At 69.3% G+C, this 11,403-nt stretch carries 12 protein-coding genes and 3 pseudogenes; 4 read left to right on the forward strand and 11 right to left on the reverse strand.

What is annotated here, in order from left to right; all coding sequences use genetic code 11:
* The 5 genes and pseudogenes from ACK42S_RS11070 to ACK42S_RS11090 all read right to left on the reverse strand — a co-directional run.
* Nucleotides 1-206: pseudogene (locus ACK42S_RS11070) on the reverse strand (hypothetical protein); the annotation flags it as partial.
* Nucleotides 207-268: 62 nt separating this feature from the next.
* A complete protein-coding gene (locus ACK42S_RS11075) occupies nt 269-1,387 on the reverse strand; it encodes a 3-deoxy-7-phosphoheptulonate synthase (RefSeq protein ID WP_409707064.1) in 1,119 nt (372 codons plus the stop codon).
* A gap of 265 nt (nt 1,388-1,652) precedes the next feature.
* A complete protein-coding gene (locus ACK42S_RS11080; protein WP_409707067.1) occupies nt 1,653-2,156 on the reverse strand; it encodes a hypothetical protein in 504 nt (167 codons plus the stop codon).
* Nucleotides 2,157-2,307: 151 nt separating this feature from the next.
* Entirely contained in the window at nt 2,308-3,768 is a 1,461-nt protein-coding gene (tldD, locus tag ACK42S_RS11085) for a metalloprotease TldD (RefSeq protein ID WP_409707070.1), read from the reverse strand.
* Between the two features lie 62 nt (nt 3,769-3,830).
* A complete protein-coding gene (locus tag ACK42S_RS11090) occupies nt 3,831-4,640 on the reverse strand; it encodes a helical backbone metal receptor (RefSeq protein WP_409707073.1) in 810 nt (269 codons plus the stop codon).
* 237 nt (nt 4,641-4,877) lie between these two features.
* Between ACK42S_RS11090 and ACK42S_RS11095 the strand changes: the two are divergent.
* Nucleotides 4,878-5,264 (forward strand): annotated as a pseudogene (locus ACK42S_RS11095) (RNA recognition motif domain-containing protein); the annotation flags it as partial.
* 70 nt (nt 5,265-5,334) lie between these two features.
* On the opposite strand, the gene ACK42S_RS11100 reads toward ACK42S_RS11095, so the two are convergent.
* Genes ACK42S_RS11100 through fumC form a run of 3 tightly spaced genes read right to left on the reverse strand, consistent with a single transcriptional unit; the run spans nt 5,335 to nt 8,017 of the window.
* The gene (locus ACK42S_RS11100; RefSeq protein ID WP_409707076.1) at nt 5,335-5,643 is read right to left on the reverse strand and encodes a P-II family nitrogen regulator; all 309 of its coding nucleotides are present in this window, start codon (nt 5,641-5,643) and stop codon (nt 5,335-5,337) included.
* Between the two features lie 2 nt (nt 5,644-5,645).
* Nucleotides 5,646-6,581, reverse strand: coding sequence for a sodium-dependent bicarbonate transport family permease (locus ACK42S_RS11105; RefSeq protein WP_409707079.1), 936 nt, complete (start codon nt 6,579-6,581; stop codon nt 5,646-5,648).
* Between the two features lie 41 nt (nt 6,582-6,622).
* The gene (gene fumC, locus ACK42S_RS11110) at nt 6,623-8,017 is read right to left on the reverse strand and encodes a class II fumarate hydratase (protein WP_409707082.1); all 1,395 of its coding nucleotides are present in this window, start codon (nt 8,015-8,017) and stop codon (nt 6,623-6,625) included.
* A 207-nt stretch (nt 8,018-8,224) separates the two neighbouring features.
* Here fumC and ACK42S_RS11115 point away from each other — a divergent pair, with 207 nt between their 5' ends.
* From ACK42S_RS11115 to ACK42S_RS11125, 3 genes are all read left to right on the forward strand, one after another.
* On the forward strand, nt 8,225-8,728 hold the full coding sequence (locus ACK42S_RS11115) for a hypothetical protein (protein ID WP_409707085.1): 504 nt from the start codon (nt 8,225-8,227) through the stop codon (nt 8,726-8,728).
* 290 nt (nt 8,729-9,018) lie between these two features.
* Nucleotides 9,019-9,204 (forward strand): hypothetical protein, encoded by a 186-nt coding sequence (locus ACK42S_RS11120; RefSeq protein WP_409707088.1) that lies wholly within the window; start codon nt 9,019-9,021, stop codon nt 9,202-9,204.
* A gap of 22 nt (nt 9,205-9,226) precedes the next feature.
* Nucleotides 9,227-9,691 carry a hypothetical protein gene (locus ACK42S_RS11125; protein ID WP_409707091.1) on the forward strand — a complete coding sequence of 155 codons (465 nt, stop codon included), beginning with the start codon at nt 9,227-9,229 and terminating at the stop codon, nt 9,689-9,691.
* A gap of 6 nt (nt 9,692-9,697) precedes the next feature.
* On the opposite strand, the gene ACK42S_RS11130 is transcribed toward ACK42S_RS11125, so the two are convergent.
* The 3 genes and pseudogenes from ACK42S_RS11130 to ACK42S_RS11140 form a co-directional block, all read right to left on the reverse strand.
* Nucleotides 9,698-10,474: an SDR family oxidoreductase gene (locus tag ACK42S_RS11130; RefSeq protein WP_409707094.1), complete on the reverse strand. Its 777-nt coding sequence runs from the start codon at nt 10,472-10,474 to the stop codon at nt 9,698-9,700.
* Entirely contained in the window at nt 10,471-11,178 is a 708-nt protein-coding gene (lptC, locus tag ACK42S_RS11135; protein WP_409707097.1) for an LPS export ABC transporter periplasmic protein LptC, read from the reverse strand. Before lptC ends, ACK42S_RS11130 begins: the two co-directional genes overlap by 4 nt.
* Before the next feature lies 1 nt (nt 11,179).
* Nucleotides 11,180-11,403, reverse strand: a pseudogene (locus ACK42S_RS11140) (3-deoxy-D-manno-octulosonate 8-phosphate phosphatase); the annotation flags it as partial.

Below are 11,403 nucleotides of genomic sequence, written 5' to 3' on the forward strand. Positions count from 1 at the left end.
GCGGTGGCGCCCTGGCCGCTCACGCGGGTCAGGTCGGCATCGTCGTCCAGCGGCCGACGCACCGGGTAGAAGGGCCCTTCGGTCATGGCCGGCAGCCCCCGGCGCGACGAGGCCAGCGCCGGCCCGGCCAGCCAGGCGGCGGCAAGTCCCACGCCGGTGGCCAGGTGGCGCCGACGCTGCGGCCAGACAAGACGGGACGAGGACATGGCAGGCTCCGGCAGGGCGATCGTCTGCTTGGGCCGCCGCGGCGCCCCGGAAGTTCCCGGTCTCAGCCGCGCCGGCGCTTCACGGCGTCGGACAGCACCTGCAGCACCTGCAGCGAATCGTCCCAGCCCAGGCAGGCGTCGGTGATGCTCTTGCCGTATTCGAGCTGGGCCGGGTCGTCCTTGCCGGCGTTGAACTTCTGGTTGCCCGGCTGCAGATGGCTTTCCACCATCACCCCGAAGATGCGCCTGGAGCCCCCACCCACCTGGGCGGCGATGTCGCGCGCGACGTCGAGCTGGCGCTCGTGCTGTTTGTTGGAGTTGGCGTGCGAGCAGTCCACCATCAGCGAGGGGTGCAGCTTGGCGGCCTCCAGCTCCTTGCAGGCGACCTCCACATGGGCGGCGTCGTAGTTGGGGGTTTTGCCGCCGCGCAGGATGACGTGGCAGTCCTTGTTGCCCTTGGTCTCGACGATGGCCACCTGCCCGTTCTTGTGCACCGACAGGAAGTGGTGCGCCCGGCTGGCCGCCTGGATGGCGTCGGTGGCGATGCGGATGTTGCCATCGGTGCCATTCTTGAAGCCGATGGGCGCCGACAGGCCCGAGGCCAGCTCGCGGTGCACCTGGCTTTCGGTGGTGCGCGCGCCGATGGCGCCCCAACTGATCAGGTCGCCGATGTACTGCGGCGAGATCACGTCGAGGAATTCGCTGCCCGCGGGCATGCCCAGACGGTTGATCTCCACCAGCAACTGACGCGCGATGCGCAGGCCCTCGTCGATGCGGAAGCTCTCGTCGAGGTAGGGGTCGTTGATCAGGCCCTTCCAGCCCACCGTGGTGCGGGGTTTCTCGAAGTACACGCGCATCACGATCTCCAGCGTGTCGGCGTACTTCTCGCGCTGCGCCAGCAGGCGGCGGGCGTAGTCGACGGCGGCGGCCGGGTCGTGGATCGAGCACGGGCCGATCACGAGCAGCAGCCGGTCGTCCTTGCCCTGCATGATGCGGCGGATGCGCTGGCGGGTCTCGGACACCAGGGTCTCGATGGCCGTGCCGCGGATGGGGAAGAAGCGGATCAGATGCTCCGGCGGCGGCAGCGGCGTCACGTCCTTGATCCTTTCGTCGTCGGTCTGGGAGGTACGGTCGACGGGCGCATACCAACCCTCGATGGCGCTGGCGGACTTGGCGTTCATGGGGTGCGTTCTCCTTGCTCGATCATCAGGGGTGCGGGCCGGTGCCTGCCGCGGCGGTCCCAGGGACGAAAAAAAACCGCCGGAGGGCTTCCGGCGGTTTTCTGGGATTCGGTTGCGGGCTGCAGTTACGCGCTGACCTCTCCTCCGCCGGTGCGGTGCGAGAACCAAAAGTAGGCAAAGAAAAAGGTCGTTGCGCGAGCCATGCGGTTAATGTAGCACGGGTTTGCGGCGCTGCGTCAAGACGGCACGTGGCGGCTGCGCCACGTCAAAGGAGGATGTCGGGCTCGCCCGGCCGCGGCGGGGGCGGCTCCTCGCCGCCTGCGGCCCGCAGCCCGCGCGTGAGTGCCGACCACCACAGCGGCCGGCGTGCCGGCGGCTCCAAGGCCGGGTCGGGGGCGCGCAGCACCTCGAGCTCGCCCAGCATGCGCGAGGCCACGTCCAGGAACTCGCGGCGCAGCAGGGGTTCGTCCACTTCGCGCGCCGAGGCGTCGATCCACACGTCGAGCATCCACTGCACCTCGGTGAAGGTCACGGCATAGTGGCGCAGCTGCTCGGGCAACACGCTGTGGCGGCCCAGCAGGTCGCGCCGCTGCCGCTCCAGGCGCTCGCGCATGTCCAGTTGCAGCCGCATGCGCACCGGCGGGCTGGCCGTGCGCACCTGGCGCACGAACTTCATCAGCTCGGTGTTGACGCGCTCCACCCGCTCGACCAGCTCGGGGTCGGGCGGCGCGCGCGGCGGCTCGGGCGGAGGGGCATCGGGGTCGGACATGGCAACCCGGCCGAGAGCAGTGCCGGGCCTGCCAGCGTAGTGCCTGACCCGCCCCCGATCAAGCCTGCCGGGCTGCTGGTGGGCCGCACCGTGCAAAAGCTCTCGGCAACTCTTCACGCCCGCCGCATGGGGCCGGGGCGGGGCCGGTGTGTCAGGCCGTGCCGCCGACGGTAAGGCCGTCGATGCGCAAGGTGGGCTGGCCCACCCCCACCGGCACGCTCTGGCCTTCCTTGCCGCAGGTGCCCACGCCGCTGTCCAGGCGCATGTCGTTGCCGATCAGACTGACGCGCGTGAGCGCATCGGGGCCGTTGCCGATCAGCGTGGCGCCCTTCACCGGGTACTGGATGCGGCCGTCCTCGACCCAGTAGGCCTCGCTGGCCGAGAACACGAACTTGCCGCTGGTGATGTCCACCTGGCCGCCGCCGAAGTTCACGGCATACAGGCCCTTTTTGATCGAAGCGACGATCTCCTCGGGCGACTTGTCGCCACCGAGCATGTAGGTGTTGGTCATGCGCGGCATCGGCACATGGGCATAGCTCTCGCGCCGACCGTTGCCGGTGGGCCGGACCTTCATCAGGCGGGCGTTCAGGCTGTCTTGGATGTAGCCGCGCAGGATGCCGTCTTCGATCAGCACATTGCGCTGCGTGACGTGGCCTTCGTCGTCGATGTTGAGCGAGCCGCGCCGGTCAGGCAGGGTGCCGTCATCGAGCACGGTCACGCCCTTGGCCGCCACGCGTTCGCCGATGCGGCCCGAAAAGGCGCTGGAGCCCTTGCGGTTGAAGTCGCCCTCCAGTCCATGGCCGATGGCCTCGTGCAGCAGCACGCCGGGCCAGCCCGGGCCGAGCACCACGGTCATCTCGCCGGCCGGCGCCGGGCGCGATTCGAGGTTGGTGAGCGCGGCCTTCACCGCGTCATCCACATAGCCCTCGATCACCCCGTCGTGGAAATAGCCCAGCCCGAAGCGGCCACCCCCGCCGCCCGTGCCCATCTCCCGGCGGCCGTTCTGTTCGGCGATCACCGTCACGCTCAGGCGCACCAGCGGACGCACGTCGGCCGCGATCGTGCCGTCGGCGCGCGCCACCAGCACCACGTCGTATTCCCCCGCCAGGCCGGCCATCACCTGCACGATGCGCGGGTCGCGTGCACGCGCCAGGCGCTCGACCTTCTCCAGCAACTCGACCTTGCGCGCGCTGTCCAGCGTGGCGATCGGGTCCATCGGTGCATACAGCGTGCGACTGCCCGCCACCTGGGGCCGGTCGACCTTCACGCGGCGGCTCTGGCCGGCCGCGGCAATGGTGCGCACGGTGCGCGCCGCGTCGAGCAACGCCGCCTCGGAGATGTCGTCGGAGTAGGCAAAGGCCGTCTTCTCACCCGAGACCGCCCGCACGCCCACGCCCTGGTCGATGCTGAAGCTGCCCGACTTGACGATGCCCTCCTCCAGGCTCCAGCCCTCGCTGCGCGTGTACTGGAAGTAGAGGTCGGCGTCGTCGATGCGGTGCTCGCCGATGGTGCGCAGAGCGCGGGCCAGGGCGTTTTCGTCCAGGCCGAAGGGCTCCAGCAGCAGCGAGCGGGCAACCGCCAGGCGTTCGAGGGTGGGTTCGCGCGAGATCATGAACTCATTGTAGGCAGGGCCCCGCCCCGCAGGGGCGACGAGGGTTTACCGTCCGTCGACGCTCACCGGCCGGACGCAGGCTCGCCGGTCTGCGCCAGCGCCTTGAGGTAGGCCAGGCCCGCGACCGCACGGCTGCCATACCAGCTCAGCATCTCGCCGTCGACGAGGAGCACCCGCGCGCCAGGCAGCGCCTGCGCCACCTCCTCCCGGTGGCGGCCGCCGAAACGGTAGGGCTCGCTGGACAGCAGCACCGTGTCCACCCCGGCCCGCCGGGCCTCGTCCCAGTCGAACACCGGGTAGCGGGCTGCGCCCCGGGCGCCCCCCGTCACCTCGGGCCAGGTCTGCCAGTTCACGCAGGCCAGCAGCCGCGAGATGTAGGTGTCGCGCGCCACGGTCATCCAGGGCTCGCGCCAGATGCAATACAACACCCGCTGCAGCGGCCAGGGGCCGGCGCCCTCCAGGGCGGCCAGCCCCTCGCGCAGCCGGGTGGCCAGGGCCTGGGCCCGCTCGTGCACCCCGGGCAAGGCGCCAAAGGCCTGCGCCATTTGCTCATACAGCGTGAGGTTGTCCTCGGGCGCACAAGGGTGCGTCACGATCACCTCGGGCACGAACTCGTGCAGGGCCTGCACCGTGGGCCACTCGTTCTCGTCGACGTTGACGACCACGTGCGTGGGCGCCAGCGCGCGCAGGGCCTCGAGCTTCACGTCCTTGGTGCCGCCCACCTTGGGCACGGCCGCCACCGCCTCGCGCGGATGGATGCAAAAGCCGGTGCGCGCGACGATCCAGGGCCCCAAGCCCAGGTCGAACAGGAGCTCGGTCACCGAGGGCACCAGGCTGGCAATGCGAGGGGAGTCGCGGGTGGGCACCGTCATGCCCTGATCTTGCCTCATTCCCGCCGCCGCCCGCGACGCACCAAAGCGGGGAGCGCCCGCATTCTCCGGATAAACCCGATCCGGGAAAACAACACTTTTTCACACCTGGATCTCCCATTCGCAGGCCGCTCGCCCATAATGGTCGGGTCTCTGTGTGGATGCGGCGCCTAGGCGTGAGTGGTTCTCGACGGGTAGAAGCTCCAACTGAACGATGAGCGATAGAAAGGAGCTCTCTCGATGGGCAACAAGCTGTACGTGGGCAACCTCGCCTATTCCATCCGCGACGAAGACCTGAACCAGGCCTTCAGCCAGTTCGGCGCGGTCACCTCGGCCAAGGTCATGATGGACCGCGACACCGGCCGCTCCAAGGGCTTCGGCTTCGTGGAGATGGGATCGGACGCCGAGGCCCAGTCGGCCATCAACGGGATGAACGGCCAGGCCCTGTCGGGCCGGGCGATCGTCGTCAATGAGGCCCGCCCGCGCGAACCGCGTCCGGGCGGCTTCGGCGGTGGCGGTGGCCGGGGTGGCTTCGGCGGTGGCGGCGGCCGCGGGGGTTACGGCGGCTGCGGCCGTGGCGGCTATGGTGGGGGTGGCGGCGGCTACGGCGGCGGTGGTCGCGGCGGCTACTGAACCCCCGTGCCTCACACACAAAACGGCGAAGCTTCGGCTTCGCCGTTTTGTTTGGCGGGGGCGCTCAGAACTTGTGCGGGCGCAACACCTGCACGTCGGCGAAGAACATCGTCACGCCGAAGTGCGGCACGTATTGCTGGAGCACATGCTCGGCGATCTGGTCGGCCACGGCGGCCTCGCAGATCACCTTCATCTCGATCGTGCGGTCGGCTTCCCAGGCGCCTTCGCGCACGCCCATGCTGCCTTCGCCGCGCACGTCGTAGACGGTGTAGCCGTGTGCGCCCAGGCGCTTGATGTCGGCCACGAGCTGCTTTTCCAGCGCGGCCTCGGCAATGATCACCAACAGCGTGCGGGGGTGTTTGGTCAGGGCCATGCTCAGGCTCCGGTCAGGGCTTTCGCCAAGGCAATGTACAGCGGGATGCCCACGAGGATGTTGAAGGGAAAGCTCACGCCCAGGGCCGCCGTGATCGACAGGCCGGCATTGGCCTCGGGCACGGCGATGCGCATGGCCGTGGGCGCAGCGATGTAGCTCGCGCTGGCCGCCAGCGTGGCCAGCAGCGCCACCCCGCCGGTGGACAGACCCAGCATCAACCCGACCGCCGCCCCGGCCAGCGACAGCACCGGCGGGGCGATCAGGCCCACGCCGATGACGGCCAGACCGAAGCGCCGCACCTCGGCGAGTCGGGCGCCGGCCACCAAACCCAGCTCCAGCAGGAACAGCGCGAGCACCCCCTTGAAGGGTTCGACGAAAACGGCACGGATGGGCGCCGTGCCCGCCTCGCCGGCGATCGCGCCGATCAACAGCCCGCCCACCAAGAGCAGCACGCTCTTGCCGAAGGCCACCTCGTGGGCCAGCGTGCCCCACCGCACCTCGCGCAGCCGCGACAGCCGCGCCAGCAAGATGCCGGCAATGATGCCCGGCGCCTCCATCACCGCCACCCACAGCGAGGCATGGGACTCATAGGGGATGCCTTGGCGGGTGAGCGCCGCGCTGGCCACCGCAAACGTCACCACGCTCACCGAGCCGTAATGGGCCGCCACCGAAGCCGCATCGGCCATGCTCAGGCGCAGCGCGCGCAGCACCGGATACAGCGCAAACGGAATCAGCAGCCCCAGCGCCATCGTGGCCCCCACCTGCGGCAGCAGCGTCATCAAGGGCTGTCGGGACAGCTCGATGCCGCCTTTCAGGCCGATGGCCAGCAGCAGGTAGATGGACAGCGTCTCGTACAGCGCCTCGGGCAAGCGCAGGTCCGAACGCACCAGGCGGGCGAAGACGCCCAGCAGGAAGAAGAAGACGACGACATCGATCATGATCGGCCGCGATGGTGCCACAAGCGCGGCGGCTGCGGGTGTCAGCCCGGCCGCGTCATCGCCAGCGGGTCGATCCAGCGGTCATAGTCTTCGGGGCTGACGAAGCCGCTTTCGATCGCGGCCTCGCGCAGCGTCAACCCATGCGCATGCGCGGCCTTGGCGATCTGTGCAGCACGGTCGTAGCCGATGTGGCGGTTCAGCGCCGTCACCAGCATCAGGTTGCGCTCCAGGTGCTCGTCGATCACCGCTTCGTTGGGCTCGAGGCCCTGCGCGCAATGCCGATCGAAGCTCTCGCAGGCATCGGCCAGCAAATCGATGCTCTCGAGCACGTTGTGCACCATCACCGGCTTGTACACATTGAGCTGGAAATTGCCCTGGGTGCCGGCAAAGGCCACCGCCGCATCGTTGCCGAAGACCTGCACGCACACCATCGTCAGGGCCTCGCACTGCGTAGGGTTGACCTTGCCAGGCATGATCGACGAGCCCGGCTCGTTCTCGGGGATGCGCAGCTCGCCGATACCGCAACGCGGCCCGCTGGCCAGCCAGCGCACGTCGTTGGCCATCTTCATCAGCCCGCCGGCCAGCGTGCGCAGCGCCGCCGAGCACTGCACCAGCGCGTCGTGCGCGGCCAGCGCGAAGAACTTGTCCGGCGCGCTGCGGAAGGGGTGGCCGGTGAGCTGCTCCAGGTGCCAGGCCGTGCGCTCGCCGAATCGCGGGTGCGCATTGAGCCCGGTGCCCACGGCCGTGCCGCCGATGGCCAGGTCGTACAGACCGTCCAGCGTCTGGCGCACCGCACGCAGGCCGAAGTCGATCTGCGACACCCAGGCGCCGATTTCCTGGCCCAGGGTGATCGGCGTGGCATCTTGCAGGTGGGTGCGGCCGGTCTTCACCAAGTGCTCGTAGGCGCGGGCCTTCACTTCCAGCGTGTGGCGCAGCGCCTGCACCGCCGGGAAGAGCCGCTCGTGGAGCTGCTCCACCACGGCGATGTGCATCGCGGTGGGAAAGGTGTCGTTCGACGACTGCCCGCGGTTGACATGGTCATTCGGGTGCACCGGCTGCTTGCTGCCCAGCACGCCGCCGGCGCGCTCGATCGCGCGGTTGGCGATCACCTCGTTGGCGTTCATGTTCGACTGCGTGCCCGAGCCGGTCTGGAACACCACCAGCGGGAAATGCTCGTCCAGCCGCCCATCGGCCACCTCCTGGGCAGCCGGCTCGATCAGCGCCACCAGCTCCGCCGGCAGCTCGCCCAGCTCAGCATTGGCCCGCACGGCCGCCAGCTTGAGCAGGCCCAGGGCGCGAATGAGGGGGCGTGTCCACACGAAGCGCGGCACACCGATCCTGAAATGCTGGATCGAGCGCTGCGTCTGCGCGCCCCAGTAGCGGTCGGCCGGCACCTCGATGGGGCCCATGGTATCGGTCTCGATGCGAGTGGGCATGTGCGTCTCCCAGCCATCGCACGGCGGATGGCCCGGCCCCAACGATAGCGCCGATGCCCGGCGCTGTGTGCCGATCGCGCCAAGATCCGTCGCGAGGGCCTGTCACAGCCGCTTACGGCTCGACACAGTCATTTGCAGGCCTTGATTCCTAGAATGCCTTCGCGCCTGCCGGGCGCGATGCACCACAAGAGTCAGAGAGGACTTTCCATGCTGCACACCACCGTGCCGCTGGCCGACGCCGTCGGCAAGCACATCAGCGACTTCTGCGCTTTCGCTCTCGGCAAAAACGATGGCGCCAACCACTGCGCCCACTTGGTCAGCCACCTGATGGGTTATGAATTCGGCGCCACCTGCAAAAACGCCACGCTGGCGGAAAAGCAGCGCCCCGAAAAAGGCGCTTGCATCCGTGTCGACGAGATCTTCAACCGCTCGCACGATGTCGGCCCCTGGGACGAGCGTCCCGCGCATCTCCAGGCATGTCTGATCTTTGTGTGCAGGCGCAGCAACATGCGGCGCCTGGGTCATCGGCTGGTCATGGGGTCGTCCAGGGCCAAGCACGTGGGCATCCACTTGGCCGATACCGTCTGGCACTACAGCAATCGCAGCGACCAAGTCGTCAGTCAACGTGTGGTGGATTTCCGAACGACATTTCGTCGCCAGTACCAGCTCGCCGGAGATCCTGTCGAGTTCTACTACGGGAGCCTGTCATGAGAGCGCTCCTCCTTGCCGTCAGGGTCACGTTGCTTGTGGGAAGCCTCGCGCTGCCACCTGGGCTACTGTCTTCCCCCCTCGAGCCCAGGTCCGGACGTCCAGCCACGATCGACCCTTCTGTTCCCCCGGAGAGTGCGCAGCTCATTCAGCTCTTCCTCGAAAACGCTCACCAGCCCAGTGCCAATACCCCTTGCGACAACTCGCCGGATGCCAAACGCCGCACTTTGCGCGAGGAACTGTCGATGCTGCTGGGATATGGCGTGAGGATGTCGGCCCAACACTACCTGTCGATGCGAACAATCTGCGAGCCCGGCCAAGCCCAGCGGCCCGACGGATCGCTGGTGGACGTGTGGGTCTGTTCCTTCCATGTCGAAACGACCGATGCCCGCAGGCGCCCTCAACAGGGAGGCTTGATCATGGGCTCGTTCACGCGGTCGAGCTGGGAGCTGCTGCCCCACACACTGCACTGCTCGTGAAGGCAGCCGTGAGGCTTTATTGTTGAGAACGCACCTGTGGCAGCTCGGAGCCGCCTTGATGCTGGCAGGCTGCGCGCACGCTCCCATCGACCCTTGGACAGGCGAGCGAGTGGCCATCGATCCCACCCAACCGCCGCGAGGGGCGCAGATGGTGCAGCTCTTCCTGAGCCAGGGCAGCGCATCGCTGCGCGGCTCGGGTTGCATGTCCAACGAAGCGCTCGACGCCCGGCTCACGCTCCGGGAGCGGCTGGCGCAGGTCTTGGGAGAGGCGCTGGATCACCCCGAGCATCACCGTGCCGTGCTGCAGGGAGCCTGCAAGGCCGATCAGGTGGAAGCGCCCAACGGACAGGTCGTCGACGCGTGGGCCTGCTCGCTCAACGTGGTGCAGGAGGACGTCACCGAAGGTTTCGTGGCGAACACCTTCGTGCGGGGCCACTTCACCAAGGATCGCTGGCACCTCGTGCCGGGCAGCCTGCTGTGCCTGTGAGGGTCCTCACTCCCCTCTGCGCTTCTTGCGCGCCCGCCCGGCAAACAGCCGGTCGAACCAGGCATTGGGCAGCGCGCGCAGCAGCTTGGCCACCACGCCCATCTGCCAGGGGATGACGCGGTAGCTGGTGCCGGCGTCGATGGCGGCGAAGGCGCGCTCGGCGAAGGCCTCGGCGCTCATCAGGAAGGGCATGGGGTAGCGGTTCTCGCGGGTGAGCGGGGTGTCGATGTAGCCGGGCAGCAGGGTCACCACCGGCACACCGTAGGGGCGCATCTCGCCGCGCAGGCTTTCGCAGTAGTTCACCACCGCGGCCTTGCTGGCGCAGTAGGCGCCATGGCCGGGCAGCCCGCGGATGGCCGCCACGCTGGCGATGCCCACCAGGCGGCCCGAGCGGCGTGCGCGCAGGCCCTCGATGAAGGGATGGAAGGTGGCGGCCATGCCCAGCACATTGGTCTCGAGGGTGGCGCGCATCACGTCCAGGTCGTCGAAGATGGCCGTGTCCATGCCCACGCTGATGCCGGCATTGGCGATCACCACCTGGGGCAGTCCCTGGGTTTCGATGCAGGCGCGGCCGGCGGCGGCCAGGGCCTGCACGTCGCGCACGTCGGCGGCATATACCGCGCAGTCCTCGGCCGTCCAGCCCTGGGCCCGCGCCCAGGCCTCGGTCTCGGCCGCGCGGCGCGCCACCAGAGCCAGGCGCCAGCCCGCGCGGTGGAAGCGCTGCGCCAGCGCCTGGCCGATGCCGCTGGAAGCCCCGGTGATGTACACCAGCGGCCGGCTCATGAGGCACCCCCGCTGTGCCGCGCCGGGGGCAACACGCCCTGCACTCCGCCGCGCAACTCGAGCACACGCCGGGCATGGTCGTAGACCAGGGCCTGGCCGGACAACTGCATCGCGCCTTGCACCAGCGTGACCGGCAGGTCCGACACGATGCGCTGCGCATCGACGAAGAACTGCAGCTCCTCGCCGCGGAACTCCATCGGCTGGTCCAGGGGATCGCGCGCCGGGTCGGCCCCGGCCTCACGGACCACACGGGCCCCGCCGACCAGGCGCACCAGGCTGCCGTCGCCCTCGGCCTGGGCCTGGCGCGCGGTGGCCACCGTGACGCGGCCGTTCGCGTCGGTATGGCGCACTCGCACCTCGTCGATCTCGAGCCGGTCGGTATCGGGATAGTGGCGCAGGGTGCGCCCCTCCAGGCGCAGGCCAGGCAGGCCGGCGCCGCTGTAGTGCTGTACGGAAAAGCGTTGCATCACGTAGTCGGGGTCGCTGCGCGGCGGGCGGTTTTCGCCCGGCATCTCGGGCACCGGGGTGCTGCGCACCAGCCAGTAGGTCAGGCCGGCCAGCACGGCCATCAGCACCACCGGCAGCGAGGCCGTGAGCCGGTCCAGCGCCTGGGCCCAGCGCGACAGCCGCGGCCGCCCGGCCGGCGCGCCGACCTCGATGCGGCCCAGGCCGGTTCGCGCGTCGGTAGGGCCTGCGCCGCCCACTTCAGGCCCCGGCCGCCGCGCGGCCGTCGTCCAGGGTCTGCAAATGGCCCTGCAGCAGCCGGGCGTAGCGTCCGCTGGCCATCAGCAGCAGGTCGCAGAACTCGCGGGCCGCACCCTCGCCGCCGCGCAGCGTGCACACATGGTGGGCCACGGCCTTGGCCTCGGCGTGTGCATTGGCCGGTGCGCAGGCCCAGCCGGCGCGCACCAGCAGCGGCAGGTCGGGCC

The sequence above is a fragment of the Caldimonas sp. genome (genome assembly GCF_046289365.1).
In the GTDB taxonomy this organism is placed as follows: Bacteria; Pseudomonadota; Gammaproteobacteria; order Burkholderiales; family Burkholderiaceae_C; genus Caldimonas.

What these genes read in the sequence shown, in the direction of transcription:
- ACK42S_RS11090 (WP_409707073.1), bottom strand. Translation starts at nt 4,640, where the DNA reads ATGACGGTGCCCACCCGCGACTCCCCTCGCATTGCCAGCCTGGTGCCC.
- ACK42S_RS11100 (WP_409707076.1), bottom strand. Translation starts at nt 5,643, where the DNA reads ATGGCCCTGACCAAACACCCCCGCACGCTGTTGGTGATCATTGCCGAG.
- ACK42S_RS11115 (WP_409707085.1), top strand. Translation starts at nt 8,225, where the DNA reads ATGCTGCACACCACCGTGCCGCTGGCCGACGCCGTCGGCAAGCACATC.
- ACK42S_RS11120 (WP_409707088.1), top strand. Translation starts at nt 9,019, where the DNA reads ATGCGAACAATCTGCGAGCCCGGCCAAGCCCAGCGGCCCGACGGATCG.
- ACK42S_RS11105 (WP_409707079.1), bottom strand. Translation starts at nt 6,581, where the DNA reads ATGATCGATGTCGTCGTCTTCTTCTTCCTGCTGGGCGTCTTCGCCCGC.
- fumC (WP_409707082.1), bottom strand. Translation starts at nt 8,017, where the DNA reads ATGCCCACTCGCATCGAGACCGATACCATGGGCCCCATCGAGGTGCCG.
- ACK42S_RS11075 (WP_409707064.1), bottom strand. Translation starts at nt 1,387, where the DNA reads ATGAACGCCAAGTCCGCCAGCGCCATCGAGGGTTGGTATGCGCCCGTC.
- ACK42S_RS11130 (WP_409707094.1), bottom strand. Translation starts at nt 10,474, where the DNA reads ATGAGCCGGCCGCTGGTGTACATCACCGGGGCTTCCAGCGGCATCGGC.
- tldD (WP_409707070.1), bottom strand. Translation starts at nt 3,768, where the DNA reads ATGATCTCGCGCGAACCCACCCTCGAACGCCTGGCGGTTGCCCGCTCG.
- ACK42S_RS11080 (WP_409707067.1), bottom strand. Translation starts at nt 2,156, where the DNA reads ATGTCCGACCCCGATGCCCCTCCGCCCGAGCCGCCGCGCGCGCCGCCC.